Annotated in this window: 21 protein-coding genes; 6 read left to right on the top strand and 15 right to left on the bottom strand. The window is 66.4% G+C overall.

The genetic code is table 11. The annotated features are described in order from the left end of the window. Positions 1-8: 8 nt before the first annotated feature. The 13 genes from panC to Q8R61_RS05915 all read right to left on the bottom strand — a co-directional run bounded on the left by panC (position 9) and on the right by Q8R61_RS05915 (position 11,398). Positions 9-857: a pantoate--beta-alanine ligase gene (gene panC / locus Q8R61_RS05975; protein ID WP_305535231.1), complete on the bottom strand. Its 849-nt coding sequence runs from the start codon at positions 855-857 to the stop codon at positions 9-11. After that, the gene (gene panB / locus Q8R61_RS05970) at positions 857-1,645 is read right to left on the bottom strand and encodes a 3-methyl-2-oxobutanoate hydroxymethyltransferase (RefSeq protein WP_305535229.1); all 789 of its coding nucleotides are present in this window, start codon (positions 1,643-1,645) and stop codon (positions 857-859) included. The genes panC and panB overlap by 1 nt, the downstream gene beginning before the upstream one ends. Before the next feature lies 1 nt (position 1,646). Next, entirely contained in the window at positions 1,647-2,288 is a 642-nt protein-coding gene (locus tag Q8R61_RS05965) for a deoxynucleoside kinase (RefSeq protein WP_305535227.1), read from the bottom strand. Next, positions 2,285-2,791 carry a 2-amino-4-hydroxy-6-hydroxymethyldihydropteridine diphosphokinase gene (gene folK / locus Q8R61_RS05960; RefSeq protein WP_305535225.1) on the bottom strand — a complete coding sequence of 169 codons (507 nt, stop codon included), beginning with the start codon at positions 2,789-2,791 and terminating at the stop codon, positions 2,285-2,287. The genes Q8R61_RS05965 and folK overlap by 4 nt, the downstream gene beginning before the upstream one ends. Next, positions 2,788-4,143: a polynucleotide adenylyltransferase PcnB gene (pcnB, locus tag Q8R61_RS05955; protein ID WP_305535223.1), complete on the bottom strand. Its 1,356-nt coding sequence runs from the start codon at positions 4,141-4,143 to the stop codon at positions 2,788-2,790. Before pcnB ends, folK begins: the two co-directional genes overlap by 4 nt. A gap of 39 nt (positions 4,144-4,182) precedes the next feature. Continuing rightward, positions 4,183-4,917 carry an ABC transporter ATP-binding protein gene (locus Q8R61_RS05950; RefSeq protein WP_305535221.1) on the bottom strand — a complete coding sequence of 245 codons (735 nt, stop codon included), beginning with the start codon at positions 4,915-4,917 and terminating at the stop codon, positions 4,183-4,185. After that, positions 4,914-5,762: an iron ABC transporter permease gene (locus Q8R61_RS05945; protein WP_305535219.1), complete on the bottom strand. Its 849-nt coding sequence runs from the start codon at positions 5,760-5,762 to the stop codon at positions 4,914-4,916. Before Q8R61_RS05945 ends, Q8R61_RS05950 begins: the two co-directional genes overlap by 4 nt. 74 nt (positions 5,763-5,836) lie before the next feature. Next, positions 5,837-6,481 (bottom strand): peptidylprolyl isomerase, encoded by a 645-nt coding sequence (locus tag Q8R61_RS05940; protein ID WP_305535216.1) that lies wholly within the window; start codon positions 6,479-6,481, stop codon positions 5,837-5,839. Positions 6,482-6,513: 32 nt separating this feature from the next. Then, positions 6,514-7,335 carry an amidohydrolase family protein gene (locus Q8R61_RS05935; protein WP_305535214.1) on the bottom strand — a complete coding sequence of 274 codons (822 nt, stop codon included), beginning with the start codon at positions 7,333-7,335 and terminating at the stop codon, positions 6,514-6,516. Positions 7,336-7,343: 8 nt separating this feature from the next. Continuing rightward, the gene (locus Q8R61_RS05930) at positions 7,344-7,964 is read right to left on the bottom strand and encodes a DsbA family protein (protein ID WP_305535212.1); all 621 of its coding nucleotides are present in this window, start codon (positions 7,962-7,964) and stop codon (positions 7,344-7,346) included. A gap of 54 nt (positions 7,965-8,018) precedes the next feature. Further along, positions 8,019-8,192: a cbb3-type cytochrome oxidase assembly protein CcoS gene (ccoS, locus tag Q8R61_RS05925; RefSeq protein ID WP_305535210.1), complete on the bottom strand. Its 174-nt coding sequence runs from the start codon at positions 8,190-8,192 to the stop codon at positions 8,019-8,021. An 8-nt stretch (positions 8,193-8,200) separates the two neighbouring features. Next, positions 8,201-10,738: a heavy metal translocating P-type ATPase gene (locus tag Q8R61_RS05920; protein WP_305535208.1), complete on the bottom strand. Its 2,538-nt coding sequence runs from the start codon at positions 10,736-10,738 to the stop codon at positions 8,201-8,203. An 84-nt stretch (positions 10,739-10,822) separates the two neighbouring features. Continuing rightward, positions 10,823-11,398: an OmpW family protein gene (locus tag Q8R61_RS05915; protein ID WP_305535206.1), complete on the bottom strand. Its 576-nt coding sequence runs from the start codon at positions 11,396-11,398 to the stop codon at positions 10,823-10,825. 94 nt (positions 11,399-11,492) lie between these two features. Here Q8R61_RS05915 and aat point away from each other — a divergent pair, with 94 nt between their 5' ends. Together aat and Q8R61_RS05905 are read left to right on the top strand one after the other, a co-directional pair. Further along, positions 11,493-12,179: a leucyl/phenylalanyl-tRNA--protein transferase gene (gene aat, locus Q8R61_RS05910; RefSeq protein WP_305535204.1), complete on the top strand. Its 687-nt coding sequence runs from the start codon at positions 11,493-11,495 to the stop codon at positions 12,177-12,179. Next, entirely contained in the window at positions 12,179-12,904 is a 726-nt protein-coding gene (locus Q8R61_RS05905) for an arginyltransferase (RefSeq protein ID WP_305535202.1), read from the top strand. The genes aat and Q8R61_RS05905 overlap by 1 nt, the downstream gene beginning before the upstream one ends. Before the next feature lie 95 nt (positions 12,905-12,999). Here the strand turns inward: Q8R61_RS05905 and soxA are convergent, their stop codons facing one another. Beyond that, complete coding sequence (gene soxA, locus Q8R61_RS05900; RefSeq protein WP_305535200.1) at positions 13,000-14,280, bottom strand: sulfur oxidation c-type cytochrome SoxA; 1,281 nt, start codon at positions 14,278-14,280, stop codon at positions 13,000-13,002. A 148-nt stretch (positions 14,281-14,428) separates the two neighbouring features. Here soxA and Q8R61_RS05895 point away from each other — a divergent pair, with 148 nt between their 5' ends. From Q8R61_RS05895 to Q8R61_RS05880, 4 genes are all read left to right on the top strand, one after another. Beyond that, positions 14,429-15,256: a hypothetical protein gene (locus tag Q8R61_RS05895; protein WP_305535198.1), complete on the top strand. Its 828-nt coding sequence runs from the start codon at positions 14,429-14,431 to the stop codon at positions 15,254-15,256. Between the two features lie 11 nt (positions 15,257-15,267). Beyond that, a complete protein-coding gene (locus Q8R61_RS05890; RefSeq protein ID WP_305535196.1) occupies positions 15,268-16,062 on the top strand; it encodes a thymidylate synthase in 795 nt (264 codons plus the stop codon). A gap of 2 nt (positions 16,063-16,064) precedes the next feature. Continuing rightward, positions 16,065-16,586 carry a dihydrofolate reductase gene (locus Q8R61_RS05885; RefSeq protein WP_305535671.1) on the top strand — a complete coding sequence of 174 codons (522 nt, stop codon included), beginning with the start codon at positions 16,065-16,067 and terminating at the stop codon, positions 16,584-16,586. A gap of 133 nt (positions 16,587-16,719) precedes the next feature. Beyond that, complete coding sequence (locus Q8R61_RS05880; protein ID WP_305535194.1) at positions 16,720-17,058, top strand: zinc ribbon domain-containing protein YjdM; 339 nt, start codon at positions 16,720-16,722, stop codon at positions 17,056-17,058. 76 nt (positions 17,059-17,134) lie between these two features. On the opposite strand, the gene Q8R61_RS05875 is transcribed toward Q8R61_RS05880, so the two are convergent. Beyond that, entirely contained in the window at positions 17,135-18,400 is a 1,266-nt protein-coding gene (locus Q8R61_RS05875; RefSeq protein ID WP_305535192.1) for an FAD-dependent oxidoreductase, read from the bottom strand. Between the last annotated feature and the right edge of the window lie 19 nt (positions 18,401-18,419).

Below are 18,419 nucleotides of genomic sequence, written 5' to 3'. Positions count from 1 at the left end.
GACTGGGCTTATGGGCTTGCAGCCGGAAGGGAAAAATCGAGATTGTCGATCAGCCGGGTGTTGCCCAGCCAGGCCGCGCCCAGCACCACCAGCCGGTTGCTCGCCGGGGTAGGGGCCTGCAGGGTCGCGGCATCGCGCAACGCGACGTAATCGACGCGCCAGCCGGCCATTTTCAGGTGGCGGGCGGCGGAGGCGGCGAGCGCATCGAAATCGCGTTCGCCTGCCTCTACCGCGGTGACGACGGCGGCGAGCTCGCGCTGCAGCTGCGCCCCCTGGATGCGCTCGGAGGTGCCGAGGTAGGCGTTGCGCGAACTCATCGCCAGGCCGTCAGGCTCGCGCAGGGTGTCGCCCGCCACGATTTCAATGGGCAGATTGAACTGCTCGACCAGCGCGCGGATGACGAAGAGCTGCTGAAAATCCTTTTTTCCGAACACGGCCACGCGCGGCTGCACCAGGTTGAACAGCTTCAGCACCACGGTGGCCACACCGGCGAAGTGGCCGGGTCGGAAGGCGCCGCACAGGTCGTTGGCCAGCGCGTCGGGCGGCTGCACGGTGAAGGTCTGCGCCACCGGATACAGCTCGGCGACGTCGGGCGCGAACACCAGGTCGCAGCCGGCGGCGGCGAGCCTGTCGCAATCGGCATCCAGCGTGCGCGGATAGCGCTCGAAATCCTCGCCGGCGCCGAACTGCAGCGGGTTGACGAAGATGCTGGCAACTACCGGCTGGCCGTGCTGTTTTGCGAGTTCGACCAGCGAGACGTGGCCGGCGTGCAGGTTGCCCATGGTCGGCACGAACGCGGTGCCGGTTTTCCCGGCCAGCGCGGCGCGCAAGGCGGCGGCAGTGTGGGCGACCTGCATCAGAAGCTGTGTTCGGCGGCGGGAAAGCTGCCGTCCTTGACTGCGGCGACGTAGGCGCGCACGGCGGCTTCGATGCCGTCGGCACCCGTGAGGAAATTCTTCGAGAATTTGGGCGCGCGCGGATACAGGCCCAGCATGTCGTACAGCACCAGCACCTGGCCGGAGCAGTTGACGCCGGCGCCGATGCCGATGGTCGGAATCGTCAGCGCCTCGGTGACTGCTTTCGCCAGCGCGGCCGGCACCATTTCCAGCACGATCAGGCCGGCCCCGGCGGCTTCTAGCGCGCGGGCGTCGGCGATCAGTTGCGCGGCGGCGGCGTCCTCGCGCCCCTGCACCCGGTAGCCGCCGAGCTGGTTGACCGACTGCGGCAACAGGCCGACGTGCGCGCACACCGGAATGCCGCGTTGGGTCAGGAAAGCCACCGTCTCGACCATGACCGTGCCGCCTTCGAGCTTGACCATGTGCGCGCCTGCCGCCATCAGCCGCGCGGCGGCGGCAAACGCACGCTCGGGCGAGGGCTGGTAGCTGCCGAAGGGCAGGTCGGCAACGATGAAGGCGTGCTCGGTGCCGGCCGCCACGCAGCGCGTGTGATACGTCATTTCGGCCAGCTTCACCGGCAGCGTGGAGGCGTGGCCCTGCACCACCATGCCGAGCGAATCGCCGACCAGCAGCACCTCGACGCCGGCGCCATCGAGCACGCGCGCAAAGCTGGCGTCGTAGCAGGTGAGCACGGCGATTTTCTCGCCGCGCTCGCGCAGGGTTTTGAGGGTGGTCAGGGTGATGCCCATGTCAGGCTCCCCGGTTGAAAAATTCGCGCGGGCCGCGCATCTTGTCCACGCGTTCCAGCAGCAGCTCGAAGTCGTCTTCGCTCTGCGCGAAGTTGAGGTTGGCGGTGTTGACGATGAGCAGCGGCGCCGCCTCGTAGCGGTGGAAAAACTCGCTGTAGCTGTTGGCCAGGCGCTGCAGGTAGTCGGCATCCATGCCGCGCTCGAACTCCACGCCGCGGCGGTGGACGCGCTCCCGCAGCGCGTCGATCGGCGCCTGCAGGTAGATCACCAGGTCGGGCGTCGGCGCCTGCGGGGCCAGGTCGGCGTAGACCTTCTGGTACAGCTCGAATTCGTCATCGTCCAGGTTCAGGCGCGCGAACAGCATGTCCTTGTCGATCAGGAAATCCGACACCGTGCCGGCGCGGAACAGGTCGCCCTGCGCCAGGTCGCGCAGCTGGCGCGTGCGGTCGAACAGGAAATGCAGCTGTGTCGGCAGCGCGTAGCGTTTCGGCTCCTGGTAGAAGCGCGGCAGGAAGGGGTTGTCGCCGGCGTTTTCCAGCAGGGTGTCGGCATCGAGCCGTTCGGCCAGCTTGTAGGTGAGGCTGGTCTTGCCGGCGCCGATCGGACCTTCGACGACGATGTAGCGGTAACGGTCCAGACTCATGCGTTGACGGCGGCGGCAGGGGGGGGCAGTACGGCCACACTCTGGTCGGCGCAGCCGGCAAGCCAGTCGGCGGCGCGGCCGCGGCCGGGAATGGTCGCGTCCGGCGCGATTTCAATCAGCGGCAGCAGCACGAAGCCGCGCTCGGTCATGCGCGGATGTGGCAGCGTCAGGCCTTCTTCATGAAAATGCGCGTTGCCGTACAGCAGCAGGTCGAGGTCGAGCGTGCGCGGCGCGTTGCGAAAGCTACGCTCGCGGCCGTGGCGGTGTTCGATGTCGAGCAGCGCAACGAGCAGCGCGCGCGGCGCGAGGCCGGTTTCCACCTGCGCCACCGCGTTGATGAAGTCGGGCTGGTCGACGTAGCCCACCGGCGCCGACGCATACAGGCTGGACCGCGCGATCAGCCGGGTGGCGGGCAGGCGGTCGAGCTCGGCCAGCGCATATTCAACCTGCGCCGCCGGGTCGTTGAGGTTGGCCCCGAGGCCGATGGTGGCGATCACGTTCATGCAGACGGCGCCTCGCCGGCGGCATCGGCCGGTTTTTTGCGCTTGCGCTTGCGGCGCGGCTTGGGGCCGCTGTCGGCCAGCAGCATGGCGGCGCGCTCGTCGTCGTCGACCTCCTGGAAGCGCGTCCACCACTCGCCGAGCTCGGTGTCGACTTCGCCGGATTCGGCGCGCAGCAGCAAAAAGTCGTAGGCGGCGCGGAAGCGCGGATGCTCCAGCAGGCGATACGGGCGCTGTCCACCGCGCTGCTCGAAGCGCGGCTGCAGTGCCCAGATTTCCTTGATCATGCCGTCGTAGCGGCGCGGGATCGCAAGCTGCCCGCGCTGCGCATCGAGCACCTCGTCCATCGCCATGAACAGGGCGGGTTGCGGTTTTTCGCCGGCGGCTTCGAGCGCGCGCCAGCGCTGCAGCGTCTGCGGCCACAACAGCGTGCCGAACAGGAAGGCCGGCGAGGCGGGCTTGTCCTGCGCGATGCGCGCATCGGTGGTCTTCAGCGCAGCAGTGATGAAGCGCTCGCCGGTGGGGTCGTCGAGGATGGTGTCCAGCAGCGGCAGCATGCCGTGGTGCAGGCCCTCGGCGCGCAACTGGTGGACGCCGCGCAGTGCGTGGCCCGACATCAAGAGCTTCAGCGCCTCGTCGAAGATGCGCGCGCGCGGAATGTTGGCCAGCAGCGGCGCCAGCGTGGCGACCGGGCGACGGGTGTCGGGGTCGATGTGGAAATCGAGCTTGGCGGCAAAGCGCGCGGCGCGCAGCATGCGCACCGGATCCTCGCGGAAGCGCGTCTCGGGGTCGCCGATCATGCGCAGCACGCGCTTCTTGCAGTCGGCGACGCCGCCGAAATAGTCGTGCACTTCCTCGCGCACCGGGTCGTAGTACAGCGCATTGATGGTGAAATCGCGCCGCGCGGCGTCGTCCGCCATGTTGCCGAACACGTTGTCGGACAGGAGCCGGCCGTGTTCGTCGGTCGACCGACCCTCATCGTCCTCGGCTTCCTTCTGCCCATTGGAGCGGAAGGTGGTGACCTCAATGGTGACGCGGCCGCACATCACGTGGACGATCTGGAAGCGGCGCCCGATGATGCGCGAGCGGCGGAACAGCCGCCGCACTTCTTCCGGGGTGGCGTCGGTGGCGACGTCGAAATCCTTGGGCGTCTTGCCCAGCAGCAGGTCGCGCACCGCGCCGCCCACCACATAGCCCTTGAATCCGGCCTGCGCCAGCGTCTCGCAGGTTCTCAGCGCGCATTCGTCGAGCTGGTCGAGGCGGATGCCGTGGGCGGCGGGCGCCAGGATCTGTGCACCGTGGACGGTGGCGCGCGACTTGCGGCCGAATACTTTGTTGATGAGACGACGAATCATGGAATGCGCTGCGGCAGGGACGAGAAGACCAAGGCGCGATTATACAGGGTCGCCCCGGCCGCCCTGCCGCCACAGCACGGCCGTGCCGGGCCCGTACAGGGCCTCGAGCGCGGCCGGGGTCAGCAGCGTGGCCGGGGTGCCCAGCTGCCAGCGGCCGTCGCCGTGCAGGAACAGCAGGCGGTCGCAGTGACAAGCGGCCCAGTTGGGGTCGTGCAGCGTCAGCACCACGCTGCGCCCCGCATCGGCTTCGCCGCGGGCCCAGGCCAGCAGGCGGGCTTGATGCGCGGGGTCCAGATGCGTCAGCGGCTCGTCGAGCAGGGCGATGCGCGGCGCCTGTACCGCCAGCTGCGCCAGCCGCGCGCGCTGGCGCTCGCCGCCGGACAGCGTATCGAGCGGGCGGTCAGCAAGCTCGGTCAGTTCCCAAGTCGCCAGATGCGGCGCCAGGTCGCCGGCGGCGTGGCCGAAGGGATAGCGCCCCAGCGCGACATAGTCGGCCACGTTGCCGAAAAAGCCGCCCTCGTCGCCCTGCGGCAGCAGGCCGATGTGCTGCGCACGGGTCAGCGGCGTCAGCGTGGCGAGTGGGTGACCGTCGAGCGTGATCGTGCCCTGCGCCTGCGCGGCCAGTCCCGCCAGCACCGTCAGCAGCGTCGACTTGCCGGCGCCGTTGGCGCCGAGGATGCCGAGCACTTCGCCCGGTTCGAGCGCGAGGTCGAGGGCGTCGACCAGCGTGCGGGTGTTGGCTAGCAGGGCCAGTTTGCTGGCGACGAGGCTCATGGTTTGCGTAACAACCACAGCATCATCGGCACGCCGATCAATGCAGTGAGCACGCCCACCGGCAGTTCGCGCGGCTCGATCACAGTGCGCGCCAGCGCGTCGGCCAGCACCAGCAGGCTGCCGCCGGCCAGCGCGCAGGCCGGTAGCAGGGCGCGGTGGCCGGCAAAGCCGAGGCGCCTCAAGGCGTGCGGCACCATCAGGCCGACGAAACCGATGCTGCCGGCCTGCGCGACGACCATCGAGGTGCAGGCGCCGGCCAGCACAAACAGCGTCCAGCGCGTGGGGGCGACGGCTACGCCGAGCGAGGCGGCTTTCAGCGGCGTCAGCTGCAGGACGTCGAGTCGACGCGACAGGCCCAGCGCCGCGGCCACCGCCAACAGCAGAGCCGCCCACAACAGCGTGGGCTGGCTGGTCCAGGCGAGGTCGCCCATCAGAAAGAACAGCATGCCGGGCAGGCGCTCGGCTGGCGTGACCGAAAGCACCAGCGCGATCAGCGCACCGAAGCCGGCCGCCAGCATGACGCCGGCGAGCAAGAGCGGCGTGTGGTCGCGCGCGAGCAGTCGCCCGCCGAGCGCAGCGGCGAGCGCCAGCGCCAGCAGGCTGCCGGCAAACGCCAGCACGGAAATCCATGGCCACGCGAGGCCGGCCGCCATGCCGAGCAGGGCCAACAAGCCGGCGCCGCCGGAGACGCCGAGCAGATAGGGTTCGGCCAGCGGGTTGCGAAACAGTGTTTGCATCAACGCGCCCGCCAGCGCCAGCAGGCCGCCGCAGGCAAACGCCGCCGCCACGCGGGGGGCGCGCAGTTCGGTGAGGATTTGCTGCGCCAGCGCGCGGTCGTCCGGCAATGCACCGGCTGTCAGACCAAGCGCAATCGCGACGGGCGCGGCCAGTCCGAGCAGCAGCAGTCGGGATACAGGGCTCAGGGCTGGGCGGCCTCGGGTAGCACGCTTACGCGTTTCATCACGATGGGCTCGAGCGGCACATCGCCGTGCGGGCCGCGGTTGCCGCGCGGTACTGCGACGATGGCATCGACCACGTCCATGCCGTCGACGACCTGGCCGAACACGGCGTATCCCCAGCCCTGGGGTGTTTGTCCGCGGTGGTTGAGGAAGGCGTTGTCCTTGACGTTGATGAAGAACTGCGAGGATGCCGAATGGGGGTCGCCGGTGCGCGCCATCGCCAGCGTGCCGCGCAGGTTCTTCAGGCCGTTGTCGGCCTCGTTGCGGATTGGCGCGTTCTTGGGCTTTTCGGCCATGTCTGCCGTCATGCCGCCGGTCTGGATCATGAAGCCGGGGATCACGCGGTGGAACACCAGGCCGTCGTAAAACCCGGTCTTTGCGTAATTGAGAAAATTGCCGGCCGACTGCGGCGCTTGCGCCGGGAAGACTTCCACGGTGATGTTGCCCTTGCTGGTTTCGATCAGCACGCGCGGGTTGGCCGTCTGGCCGGCAGGCGGTGCGGTGGAGACGGCTTGGGTGGCGGGCTCGCTGGCGCCGCAACCGGACAGGCCGGGCATCAGCAGGCCAAGCAGCAAGGTGATGGGAAGCAGGGTCGAACGGGACATCGGAATGCTCCAGGGGTGAGGGTGGAGGGATTTTACGGGTGCGCGGGCGGCGGCCGGAAGCTTTCGAACAGCCGGACCGCATTGTCGTGCAGCAGATTCTGCTTCAAGGGGTGCGGCAGCGGGTCGACCCAGCCGCGGATTCGCGCGACGACCTGGTCATAGTGTTGCCAGCGGTTGACGCTGAAGCTGTCCACCGCGACCGCAAAGCGCTCGGGGTGGCGTTCGAACAGTGCGCGCCATACGGGCAACAGCCTGCCGTCCGGCGCGATGCGTTCGTCGCGCACCGAGGTGTCGATCCACAGCAGCGGGTAGCGCTCCAGCATCGCAGACAGACGCGCCGGCTCGGGCACGGTGCCGAGGTGCGCCCACAGCACGCGCACGCCGGGTTCCACGGCAAACGCCTGCGCCACCACGTCGGCGTCGCCGTGGATCATCAGCACCAGCGAATGCGCCGCCGCCAGCCGCACCAGTTGCGCGAATACGGGCTGTTGCGCGTCGCGCGCAAACAGATGCAGTTCGCCGATGCCGGCCCAGACGCCGCGCTTGAGCTGCGCCGCCACCCGCGCGGGCAGCGTGGCGTCGTGCACCCAGTTGCCCTTGTGGCGATCCGATTCGTAGACGCCGAGCAGCGGAATCACACGGCCGGGCGCGTGACGGTAGAGCGTTTGCGTCAGCTGCGGCGGCGAACTCGTCAGCACCAGCTGGCGCACGCCGGCGGCATCGAGCTTTGCCACCACGTCGGCGGGCGACAGCACGGCCGCGTCGGGCGCGGAATAGTGGGCGTGGGCGTCGATCATCGGCGGCAGTTCGGCGGCGACGGCGCTGCCGCCGAACGCGGCAAGCAGAATCAACACGCGCAGCTTCAAGTGGAGAGCCCTGCGTCGAGCGCCGCGCGCACCGTCTCCAGCGGCTGGCAGCCGTGGCAGATCGGGTGCAGTTGCGCATCCCGCTGCAGGATCAGCGCGGGAAAACCGCGCACGCCGGCCTGGCGTGCCTGCTTGAAATGCGCCTGGGTTTTTGCGCGCGCGGCGTCACTGTCGAACGCCTGCAGAAACGCATCGCGGTCGACGCCGAGTTCAGCCGCCAAGTCAGCCAGCACGCCTGATTGCGTGACGTCGCGCCCTTCAGCGTAGAAGGCATGCTGGATCGCCTTGAACAGCGGAAAGATCAGCGCGGGATCGAGGCCGCCGATCGCCACCACCGCGCGGCACGCAGGTTCAGTATCGTAGACGAAGCCCTGCGGCAGCGCCCGCTCGAAACGGAAAGGCTGGTTGGTGCGGGCATTCACCTGTTGCCAGTGGTGCAGGATCTCTTCGCGTCCGGTCGCCGTCATCGGCGCAGTTTCGTGTCGCAGGCCGCCCAGCACCAGCGCGATTTTCAGGCGGTCGCGGTAGGCGTCGCGCAGGGTTTCGATCACCGGCGAAAAGCCCCAGCACCACGAGCACATCGGGTCGGCGAAGTACCAGAGGAGGGGCGCGTTCATGGTTCGGTCGGCTGTGACAGGGGGACACACTTCATCAGCATACGCGATCGGGGCTCAGGGCCGGGGCGTATCGTCCGGCTTGGGCGGATTGTCGTCGTCCATGATGACGCTGTGCCCCGGGCCTTCGAGGTCGTCGAACTGGCCGTTCCGTGCCGCCCACAGCATGACCCAGGCGATGACGCCGACGAGGACGAGGCTCAGGGGAATCAGGAGTAGCAGGATATCCATTGCAGGGGTCAGGGGTCAGGGGTCAGGTTTTCAAGATTCGCCGCGGCCAGAGGCCGCGCATTCCCTGAATCCTGATCCCTGAATCCTGATTCCTTAGATTTGAATTCCGACAGTCGCAATGCGTTCAGCACCACCAGCAGCGAGCTCGCCGACATGCCGATGCCGGCGATCCACGGCGTGACGTGGCCGAGCGCGGCGGCGGGGATGGCGATCAGGTTGTAGCCGAGCGCCCAGCCGAGGTTCTGGCGTATGATTTGCTGCGTCTTGCGGGCGAGTGCCACGCCTTCGGCCAGCGTGCCGAGCCGGCTGCCCAGCATCACCATGTCGGCGGCGGCCTGCGCGACGTCGGCGCCTTCGCCCATGGCGATCGATACCTGCGCGCCGGCCAGCACCGGCGCGTCGTTGATGCCGTCGCCGACCATCGCGACGATGCGGCCCTGCTGCTGCAGTGCCTTGACGTAGGCAAGCTTGTCTTCCGGCAGCGCGCCGGCGTGCCATTCGGCAATGCCGAGTTGCTGCGCCACTGCCTTCACCGCGGGTTCGGCGTCGCCCGACAGCAGGTGCAGGCGCACGCCCAGTTGTTGCAGCGCGGCGAGCGCGGCAGGGGCATCCGCGCGCAGCGTGTCGGCCAGCGCGAACCAGGCGATGGTGTCGTCGCCTTGCGCCAGCGCCACCCAACTGGCGTGGGCACTTTCCGGGTGCTCGCCGCCCGCGGATTGCGGCGGCGTCTGGCCGGCGGCGGCGTAGCGCGGCGAACCGAGTCGATAGAGAAGGCCCTCGATCGTGCCTTCGACGCCGCGTCCCGGCGTGTTGCGGATGTCGCTGGCGGAAAGCACGGAACCGCCGGCGTCGCGCAGTGCACGCGCAATGGGATGCTCGGAACCGGCTTCCAGCGCGGCCGCAATCCGGCTGACGTCCTCGGCACTGCGGCCACCCAGCGGCACCACACGGCGCACCGACAGGCGGCCGTGGGTGAGTGTGCCGGTCTTGTCGAACACCAGGTCGGTAGCACGCGCCAGCGTTTCCAGCGCGTGGCCGCGCGTGGTCAGCAGGCCCAATCTTGTCAGCCGGCCGGTGCCGGTGGTCAGCGCGGCGGGGGTGGCGAGGCCGAGCGCGCAGGGGCAGGTGACGACCAGGATCGACACCACGATCCACAGGGTGCGCGACGGATCGATCATGTACCACGCCAGCCCGACGAAGAAGGTGATCACCAGCAACAGGCCGACGAACCAGGCGGCAGCGCGGTCGGCCAGCTGGCCGATACGCGGCTTCTCGCTTTGGGCGCGGTCGAGCAGGCGCACGATGGAAGCCAGCCGCGTGTCGGCGCCCAGCTTGTCGACCCGCACCACCAGCGGGCTCGCCTGGTTGAGGCTACCGCCGACCACATTCGCATGCACGCTCTTCGACACCGGCAGCGATTCGCCGGTCAGCATGGCCTCGCTTACCGCGCTGTCCCCCTCGACCACCACGCCATCGGCCGGCAGCGTCTCGCCGGGGCGCACCAGCACGTGGTCGCCCACGGCGAGTCGCGCTACCGGCACCTGTTCCTCGTTGCGCGCCGGCCAGTTCGGCAGTCGCGTGGTGGCGGCGGGAATCAGCTTTACCAGTTCCTCCACCGCGGCGCCGGCTTTTCGGCGCGCGTTCATTTCGAGGAAGCGCCCGGTCAACAGCAGGAAAACGAACATGGTGACCGAGTCGTAATACACCTCGCCCTCGCCGGAGAAGGTGCTGTAGACGCTGGCGACGAAGGCGGTGCCGATGCCGAGCGCGACCGGCACGTCCATCCCCAGCATGCGCCGCTTGAAGTCGCGCCAGGCGCCGATGAAGAACGGCCACGCCGAATAGCCGACGACCGGTATCGTGAGGATCAGGCTTGCCCAGCTCATCAGCAGCCGGATCTCGTCGGTCATGTCGGTTGCCGTATAGGTCGGCAGCGCATACATCATCACCTGCATCATGCCGAGGCCGGCGATCGCCAGCCGCTTGATCGCGGTGTTGCGCTCGCGGCGGTGGATGTCGTCGGAGCGGCCGGGGTCGAACGGGTGGGCGATGTAGCCGATGTCGGACACCGCTTTCAGGATCGCCGAGAGCTGGATGCGGCTGTTGTCCCAGCGCACGCGCGCGCGCCGGGTGGCGTAGTTGATCTCGACCGACAGCACGCCCGGCAGCCCGGCGATGTGGCGCTCGTTCAACCAGATGCAGGCGGCGCAGACGATGTTTTCCAGGATCAGCGCGGCCTCACGGATATTCTCCGATTCCGTCCTGACGAAGCTTTCCTGGATTTCCGGCAGGTCGTACAGGCCCATCTGCGCCAGTTCGGCTTCGGCCTCGCGCGGTGTCGCAGGCAACGCGGTGCGATGGGTGTAGTAGGCGCCCTGACCGCTGTCGATGATGGTCTGCGCCACCGCCTGACAGCCGCGGCAGCAGGCCTGTTTGGTGTCGGCTTCGAACTGGATCGGATAGTGGGCGCCGTCTGGCACCGGCAGGCCGCAGTGAAAGCAGGCCGAAAAAGAAGGGGCGTCCGTGAGCCCAGACGAGCGGCTCACGAATCGCCCCGCAAAAGGACGCGATCAGTCGGCTGATCCGGGAGAGAGGTCGGAACGGCCGCTGGCGTCAACAAACGCGTGTTGTCAGAAGCGGAACCCGTAGCCGATGCCCCAGACGACCGGATTGATGTCGAGGTCGGTGACCTTGACGCCTGCGTCCGTTTTGACCGTGGTGTCGATCCAGATTTTCTTGACGTCGAGGTTGATATAGCCATTCTTGGTGATTGCGATGTCCACGCCCGCCTGCAACGCGCCGCCGACGCTGTTGCTGTCGACCTTGAAGCCGGGCAAATCGACATTATAGAAGCGGGTGTAGTTCAGGCCGGCGCCAACATACGGTTTGATCTTGGACGTGGGGTTGAAGTGGTACTGCAGCAGCAGCGTCGGCGGCAGGTGGTTCAGCTTGCCGAGGCTCGTGCCGTTCAGCGTCACTTCATGACGGGCGGTCGCCAGGATCAGTTCCAGGCCGATGTTGGGCGTGACGAAATAGGTGAAGTCGATTTCCGGTACCCATTCGTCCGATACGTCGACACCGGGCAGGCTGGACGACTTGACGTCCGGCGCGATGTCGATGGCGCGCACGCGCATCATCCAGTTGTCGGCGAAGGCAGAAGCGGGCAGGGCGGCAATCAAAGCCAGGGCAAGCAGGGTTTTTTTCATGATCGACCTCATTTAAGTAATATTGAAGATATCAATATCTTAATACCAGCCTAGGTTCGGATGCAAGCCCTGTTGAATCCGATACCATGAAGTCATGACGGAACGTCTCCAAAACACCACATTCTTTCCCCCGGTCGAAACCGCGCTGGCCGACCCCAACGGCCTGCTGGCCATGGGCGGCGATCTGTCCGTGGCGCGCCTGCTGGACGCCTACCGTCACGGCATCTTTCCCTGGTTCAATCCCGGCGAACCGATCCTGTGGTGGTGCCCCGATCCGCGCATGGTGCTGGTACCCGGCGAAGTGCGCGTCACCCGTTCGCTGGCCCGGCGCCTGCGCAATGGCGGCTTCGAGCTGCGCGTCGACAGCGCCTTCGCCGACGTGATGCGCGCCTGCGCTGCGCCGCGCGAAGACGCCGGCGGCACCTGGATTTCGCCGGCGATGGTCGCGGCCTACAGCCGTCTGTTCGAGGCGGGCTATGCGCATTCGGTGGAAACCTGGCGCGACGGCCAGCTGGTCGGTGGCCTGTACGGCGTGGCGATCGGCCGCATGTTTTACGGCGAATCGATGTTCAGTCGCGAAGCCGACGCCTCCAAGGTGGCGCTGGTGCGCTTGGCGCAGCAACTTCAGCGCTGGGAATTCGGTCTGATCGACTGCCAGATGGAAACCCCGCACCTGGCCAGTATGGGCGCCCGCACGATGCCGCGCACGGCATTCACGGCGCGGCTGACGGAATTGGTAAACTTGCCGCATCGAAGCGGCCCCTGGACCTTTGACCCGTAATGCATCCGACCGAACCGCCTTTTCAGCGCATCCAGTTCTACCTGACCGCGCATTACGACTGCAGCTACCTGCCGGGACGACGCGCGCGCTCGCAGGTCGCCACCCCCACCCACATGATCGACGCGCATGCCTACAGTGCGCTGATCCGCGCCGGCTTCCGCCGCAGCGGCCAGTTCACCTACCGCCCCCACTGCGAGCAGTGCCATGCCTGCGTGCCGGTGCGGGTCGAGGTTGCGCGCTTTGTACCCAACCGCACCCAGCGCCGCTGCCTCAAGCGCAACCGGCACCTGAGCGCGCGCTTTCTGCCGCTCGATTTCAAGGAAGAACATTACCAGCTCTATCGCAGTTACCTCGGCAGCCGCCACGCCGGCGGCGGCATGGACCGCGATGGCCCCGACCAGTACACCCAGTTTCTGCTGTCGTCTAACGTCGATTCCGTGATGGTCGAATTCCGCGACGGTGAGACCCTGGTGATGGTGGCGGTGGTCGACCAGATCGATGACGGCATCTCGGCCGTCTACACTTTCTTCGATCCCGCGCGCGACCGCGACAGCCTCGGCGTCTACGGCGTGCTGTGGCAGATCGAGCTCGCAAAACGACTGGACCTGCCCTACCTCTACCTCGGCTACTGGATCGGCGAGAGCCCGAAGATGGCCTACAAGCAGCAGTACCCGCCGCTGGAAGGCCTGATCGACGGCCGCTGGCAGTTGATGGCCCCTGCATAGACCGATGGTGCCTAATGCGCTGGCGCGCCACCTTGGTTTCTGGGGCGGTTCACGAGATGGCCTGACCCGCGCGCGCCGTCGTGTCGCCAGGCTGCTCAGTGGCGGATGCCCGGCACGTTCACTTTCTGCCCCTGATTGAGGGCGGTCAGGGCGAGTTCGATGTCGCCGTATTCCACCGCGTCAGGCGGCAGTTCGTTGGCGCGGATGGCGACGTTGCACCACTGGAAGCGTTTGCGCAGATCCCAGATTTCGCTGCGACTGGTGCGGAAAGTGGGGAAGTGCGCAATCTGCCCTTTGGTTCCGGTCAGCCACTGACCGCGCACCCACTTGTTGGCGCCCAGGCTGTGGCAGTCCATGCAAGCAAAATTGAGCTGGCCGATCTTCCGTGCCATCAAATCGTTGCCGCGCTGAATTGCTGCGGCTGCGTCCTTCGACGTGGTGTCGACCTTGATCGGGGTGCCGTTGGCGAGATGGCGCAGGTAGATCGCCAGGTCGATGTTGTCCGCGCTCTGCATCAGCAGGGTGTCGCCGGTGGTGCTGCGGGCGTGGCGCGTGATGAATTCCTCGACGCCGATGACCTTTTTCAGCCGCGCGTCGTAGCGCGGCATCGTGGCGGCCCAGGTCTTGAAGCTTTTTTCCGGCGCGGCATGACAGGACGCGCAGGATTTACCGCTGGCGCCGGCGCGCGCATAGATTCCGCGGGCGCGCTCCACCGCGGCCATGCCGTCGTTAACGAAGGGGTCGAGGTTGTCGCGGGTTTCGACCGGGACGGGCCGTGTGGCGGGGTTTTCCAGTTCGTTACTGAAGACGTGGGGCGTCTTGAGCGTTTTCATGAAGGCCACGATGTCGTGGATTTCCTGCACGCTGAACAGCTTGTGGGCACCCCAGGGCGGCATCATCGAATTGGGATTGACGCTGCGTGGGTCGTACACATAATCGAACAGCCACTGGTCGGTCCGTCCCCAGGTGCCGATCGTGGATAGATCCGGTCCGATGTTGCCGGGCAGCGCGGGGGTGGTCTTGCCCATGATATGGCAGGCGACGCAACTGCCGCCGCGTGCGCGGTCGAACGCGAGCTTCTCGCCGTTCGCGGGGTTGCCGGCGATCGGCCCATCGAGTTTCGGCGGGGGGGCATGGGCGGGTGAGGTGAGCACGGCCAGCGTGTTGTAGTCTTTCCAGTCGGTGGCGGGCCAGCCGCCATAGCGTGTCCAGGGCGTGGCGGACACCGGCTGCGTCAGCTCCATCGGTGCGGTGCGCGCGCCTTTGCCGGACTGGGCATCGCTGTCGAGCGGAAACGCGGCCCATGCCAGGGCGCCGAGCAGGGTGGATAATGAGAGGCGTGCTGCCCGGGTGGGCAGAAAGGCTGAATGCTCCATGTCGAGATTCCTCCTTGGGGGGCGATGGATTGTGAAGCAGGTAAACGTGCGGGGGCATGAAGCCCACGTCAGTTATAGACAATAGACAATTTTGCGGAAAATGGACTGGCCGAATTTCTCTTCAAGCAGGTCGCTGCCGGGCGTGATCGTGGCAGCAGCCTGCCTGCTGCTGTCCGGCTGCGCCATGACTGTGAGCCACCCGCGCGCGCTCACGCCGCTGGAAAGTTTTGTCCCGCTGGCGGGCGATGCGCGGGTGTGGGTCGAGCCGGGCTACGAGGTCTACGGCGAGCGGGTGTCGGCGGTGCTGCCGGCGGCCATCGCAAAAGTCGAGGCGGCACACTACCTGCCCTTTGTCCGCCCGCCGCGCGTGCATGTGTGCGGCAGCGAGGCCTGCTTCAAGCGCCATGTGCTGACGCCCAAACTGTCGGCCGCCGTCATCCCCGATAATCGCCTGATCCTGTCGCCCAATCTCGACGGCCGCGAAAAGCACCGCCTGCCCGCGCTGCTGGCCCATGAGCTGGCCCACCTGCATCTGGGCCAGCGCATCGGCCACTATCACAGCACGCTGCCGGTGTGGTTCCACGAAGGCTGGGCCTCGCTCACTGCGGAGGGCGGCGGTGCCGAATACGCGACCGACGCCCAGGCCTATGCGGCCATCCGCGCCGGCCGCCAGGTCAAACTTGGCGCGCGCGACACGCCGGACAAGCGCCACCGCGCCGCCGCGTCCGGGCTCAGCATCCACGAGTTCTACCGCCAGTCTATGCTGCTGGTCGGCTGGCTCAAGGCGCACGACGCGGCGCGCTTCCGCGCGCTGGCGCTGGCGGTGCAGGACAATGCCGACTTCGAGATCGCATTCTGGAATGTCTACGGCCACGCGCCCGCAACCCGGTTTGCCGGTTTCTTCGACGGTGCGCTGACCGATCCCGTGGCAGCGAACGATACGCAGGCGGTCCAGGCCGCCCCCGCAAAACCCTGACGATTCTTACGATGAAACCCTACCTCGACCTGATGCGCCACGTGCTTGAGCACGGTACCCGAAAAGACGACCGCACTGGCACCGGCACCCTGTCGGTGTTCGGCTGGCAGATGCGCTACAACCTCGCTGACGGCTTTCCGCTCGTCACCACCAAGAAATGCCATTTGCGCTCGATCATTCACGAGCTGCTGTGGTTCTTGCAGGGCGACACCAATATCAAGTACCTGAAGGAAAACGGCGTCTCGATCTGGGACGAATGGGCGGATGAGAACGGCAACCTCGGCCCGGTCTACGGCCATCAGTGGCGATCCTGGCCCCGACCCGACGGCGGCACCATTGATCAGATTTCCGAAGCGGTGAAAACGCTGAAGACCAACCCAGACTCGCGCCGCATCATCGTCTCGGCGTGGAACGTGGCAGATCTAGACAAGATGGCGTTGGCACCGTGCCACGCCTTCTTCCAGTTCTATGTTGCAGACGGCAAGCTGAGCTGCCAGCTGTATCAGCGCAGCGCTGACATCTTCCTCGGCGTGCCGTTCAATATCGCCTCGTATGCTTTGTTGACGCTGATGATGGCGCAGGTCACGGGCCTGAAACCCGGCGACTTTGTCCACACCCTGGGCGACGCGCACCTGTACCTGAATCACCTCGACCAGACGCGCGAACAACTCTCCCGCGAGCCGCGCCTGTCGCCGACGATGACGCTGAATCCTGAGGTGAAAGACATCTTCGCGTTCCGCTTCGAGGATTTCACGCTCGAAGGCTACGACCCGCACCCCGCGATCAAGGCGCCGGTGGCGGTATGACGATGGGTGAAGGGGGAAGGGTGGAGGGTGAAGGGAAAAAGCCGAGGATCAGTGTGATCGCCGCGCTCGCGAAAAACCGCGTCATCGGCATTGAAAACCGCTTGCCCTGGCGGCTTCCGGAAGACCTCGCCCACTTCAAGGCGCTGACGCTCAAGCACCCCATCCTGATGGGCCGCAAGACCTTCGAGTCGCTCGGCCGCCCGCTGCCCGGTCGCACCAACATCGTCATCACCCGCAATGCACACTATCGGCCCGAAGGCTGCCTCGTGGCCGACTCGATCCTCGCCGCGCTCGCCCTGTGCGAGGATGCCGACGAAGCCTTCTTCATCGGCGGCGCCGAACTCTATGCGCAGGCCATTCCGCTGGCCGATCGGCTGTACCTGACCGAGGTCGACATCGACACGGTGGGCGACGCCTGGTTTCCCGACTACGACAAGGGTCTGTTCAGGGAAGTCTCGCGCGAATCGCACACGGGCGAAAAGGGCGATGCGCTGAGGTTTGATTTTGTGGTGTACGAGAGGTGATAAGAGGATATCGTGTTGCTCCATGCTTTCTTGATATTCCAGCGGATTGCGCCGGCTATTGTTATCCGGCTGTACATGTATTCCCCCGAATGAATATGAAAGACGGCAACGCAAGCACGCAACGGAGGACAGCATGAGCGGTTTGCCGAAGTGCCCCCAGTGCGGTTCTGAATTTGCCTACGAAGACGGCACGGTGCTCGTGTGTCCGGAGTGTGCGCATGAGTGGTCCAAGGATGCGCCGGCGGCCACGGAGGATGCGAAGGTGGTGCGCGATGCCAACGGTAATATGCTGGCGGACGGAGATACTGTGACGGTGATCAAGGACCTGAAGGTCAAGGGCTCGTCCCTGGTCGTCAAGGTGGGCACCAAGGTCAAGAATATCCGTCTCGTCGAAGGCGATCACGACATCGACTGCAAGATCGAGGGCATCGGCCAGATGGGTTTGAAGTCGGAGTTTGTGAGGAAGGCGTAAGGGCGGTCCGGATCGTTTCGGTCCGGAAAATAAAAACGGGGCCGCGGCCCCGTTTTTATTTGCAGCGACACCCTGATCAGCTGAGCACGTCGGCCCAGATGTTCTTCGCCCACGATTCATTGAAGACGAAGTTGGCGGCGTCGCCCTTCGGCGTGGCGCCGCTTTCCGGCTGGTTGACATAGCCCTTGGCGGCGTCGTAGCGCCATACGTTGGCGACGTAGCCGGAGGTATTGCCGGAGGTGGCGGAGTAGCAGGTGTTGGCGATAACGGGCATCGCGTCGGGCTGGCGGCCGGCCAGCAGTTCGACGATGGCGGCGGCGCACACCTTGGCCTGGTTGGTCGCCATGTGGCCGGATTTCGGCAGGCCGGACAGCACCGAATCGCCGATGACATGGACGTTGGGTACCGTGGTCGACTCGAAGGTGGCGAGGTTGACCGTGCACCAGTTGCCGCCGCTGTCGTTGCGCGCGCCGGCCAGGGCCGTGAGGCTACCCGCACGCTGGCGCGGCACCACGTTCATCACGTCGGCCTTGACGTCGTCGAGGTCGGTTGTGACGATCATTTTGCCGCCGTCCACCGACACCGGTGCGTTGCTGCCACGGTATTCGATCATGCCGGGGTAGAAGGTGTTCCAGGCATCGGTGAACAGCGGCTTCTTCGACACGATGTCGGCGTTGCTGTCGAGCACGATGATCTTGGACTTCGGCTTTGCCTGCTTGAAGTAGTGGGCGACCATGCAGATGCGCTCGTAGGGTCCAGGCGGGCATCGGTAGGGCGTGGCCGGAACCGACATGACGAAGGTGCCGCCGTCGGGCATGGCCTCGAGCTGCTGGCGCAACTGCGCGGTCTGCGGACCGGCTTTCCAGGCGTGGACGACTTTGCCGGCGGCTTCGGCATCCTGGTAGCCCTTGATGCTGTCGGTCATCACATCGATACCGGGGGCCAGCACCAGGCGGTCGTAGCCGATGGTCGATCCACCGCGTGTGGTGACGGTGCGCTTGCCGGGGTCGATGGCGACGACGCTGTCCTTGACCATCTTGATGCCATGCTTCGACAGCTTGTCATAGCGGTGGGTGATGTCGTTCATGTTGCGCAGGCCGCCGATCACCCAATTGGAAATCGGGCAGGAGATGAACGTGTCGTTCGGCTCGATCAGGGTAACGTCGACATTGGGGCCCCAGGTGCGCAGGTATTTGGCGCAGGTGGCGCCGCCAAAACCGGCACCGACCACGACAACGTGGGCGCGGGGGCCGGAAGCAGACGAGGTGGTGGCACAGCCGGTGAGCGTGATCGCTGCACCCGCGCCGGAAATTTTCAGGAAGTCGCGACGATTCAGGGTCATGGTATCGGTCTCCTTGGAT

The sequence above is a fragment of the Thiobacillus sp. genome, assembly GCF_030696885.1.
Taxonomy (GTDB): domain Bacteria; phylum Pseudomonadota; class Gammaproteobacteria; order Burkholderiales; family Thiobacillaceae; genus Thiobacillus.
This window is presented reverse-complemented; position numbering and strand designations above follow the sequence as displayed.

Coding starts and splice junctions, on each gene's coding strand:
- Q8R61_RS05890 (WP_305535196.1), top strand. CDS start 15,268: ATGAAACCCTACCTCGACCTGATGCGCCACGTGCTTGAGCACGGTACC.
- ccoS (WP_305535210.1), bottom strand. CDS start 8,192: ATGGATATCCTGCTACTCCTGATTCCCCTGAGCCTCGTCCTCGTCGGC.
- aat (WP_305535204.1), top strand. CDS start 11,493: ATGACGGAACGTCTCCAAAACACCACATTCTTTCCCCCGGTCGAAACC.
- Q8R61_RS05940 (WP_305535216.1), bottom strand. CDS start 6,481: ATGTCCCGTTCGACCCTGCTTCCCATCACCTTGCTGCTTGGCCTGCTG.
- Q8R61_RS05965 (WP_305535227.1), bottom strand. CDS start 2,288: ATGAGTCTGGACCGTTACCGCTACATCGTCGTCGAAGGTCCGATCGGC.
- soxA (WP_305535200.1), bottom strand. CDS start 14,280: ATGGAGCATTCAGCCTTTCTGCCCACCCGGGCAGCACGCCTCTCATTA.
- Q8R61_RS05905 (WP_305535202.1), top strand. CDS start 12,179: ATGCATCCGACCGAACCGCCTTTTCAGCGCATCCAGTTCTACCTGACC.
- panB (WP_305535229.1), bottom strand. CDS start 1,645: ATGGGCATCACCCTGACCACCCTCAAAACCCTGCGCGAGCGCGGCGAG.
- Q8R61_RS05930 (WP_305535212.1), bottom strand. CDS start 7,964: ATGAACGCGCCCCTCCTCTGGTACTTCGCCGACCCGATGTGCTCGTGG.
- pcnB (WP_305535223.1), bottom strand. CDS start 4,143: ATGATTCGTCGTCTCATCAACAAAGTATTCGGCCGCAAGTCGCGCGCC.
- Q8R61_RS05950 (WP_305535221.1), bottom strand. CDS start 4,917: ATGAGCCTCGTCGCCAGCAAACTGGCCCTGCTAGCCAACACCCGCACG.
- Q8R61_RS05885 (WP_305535671.1), top strand. CDS start 16,065: ATGGGTGAAGGGGGAAGGGTGGAGGGTGAAGGGAAAAAGCCGAGGATC.
- Q8R61_RS05880 (WP_305535194.1), top strand. CDS start 16,720: ATGAGCGGTTTGCCGAAGTGCCCCCAGTGCGGTTCTGAATTTGCCTAC.
- panC (WP_305535231.1), bottom strand. CDS start 857: ATGCAGGTCGCCCACACTGCCGCCGCCTTGCGCGCCGCGCTGGCCGGG.
- folK (WP_305535225.1), bottom strand. CDS start 2,791: ATGAACGTGATCGCCACCATCGGCCTCGGGGCCAACCTCAACGACCCG.
- Q8R61_RS05915 (WP_305535206.1), bottom strand. CDS start 11,398: ATGAAAAAAACCCTGCTTGCCCTGGCTTTGATTGCCGCCCTGCCCGCT.
- Q8R61_RS05875 (WP_305535192.1), bottom strand. CDS start 18,400: ATGACCCTGAATCGTCGCGACTTCCTGAAAATTTCCGGCGCGGGTGCA.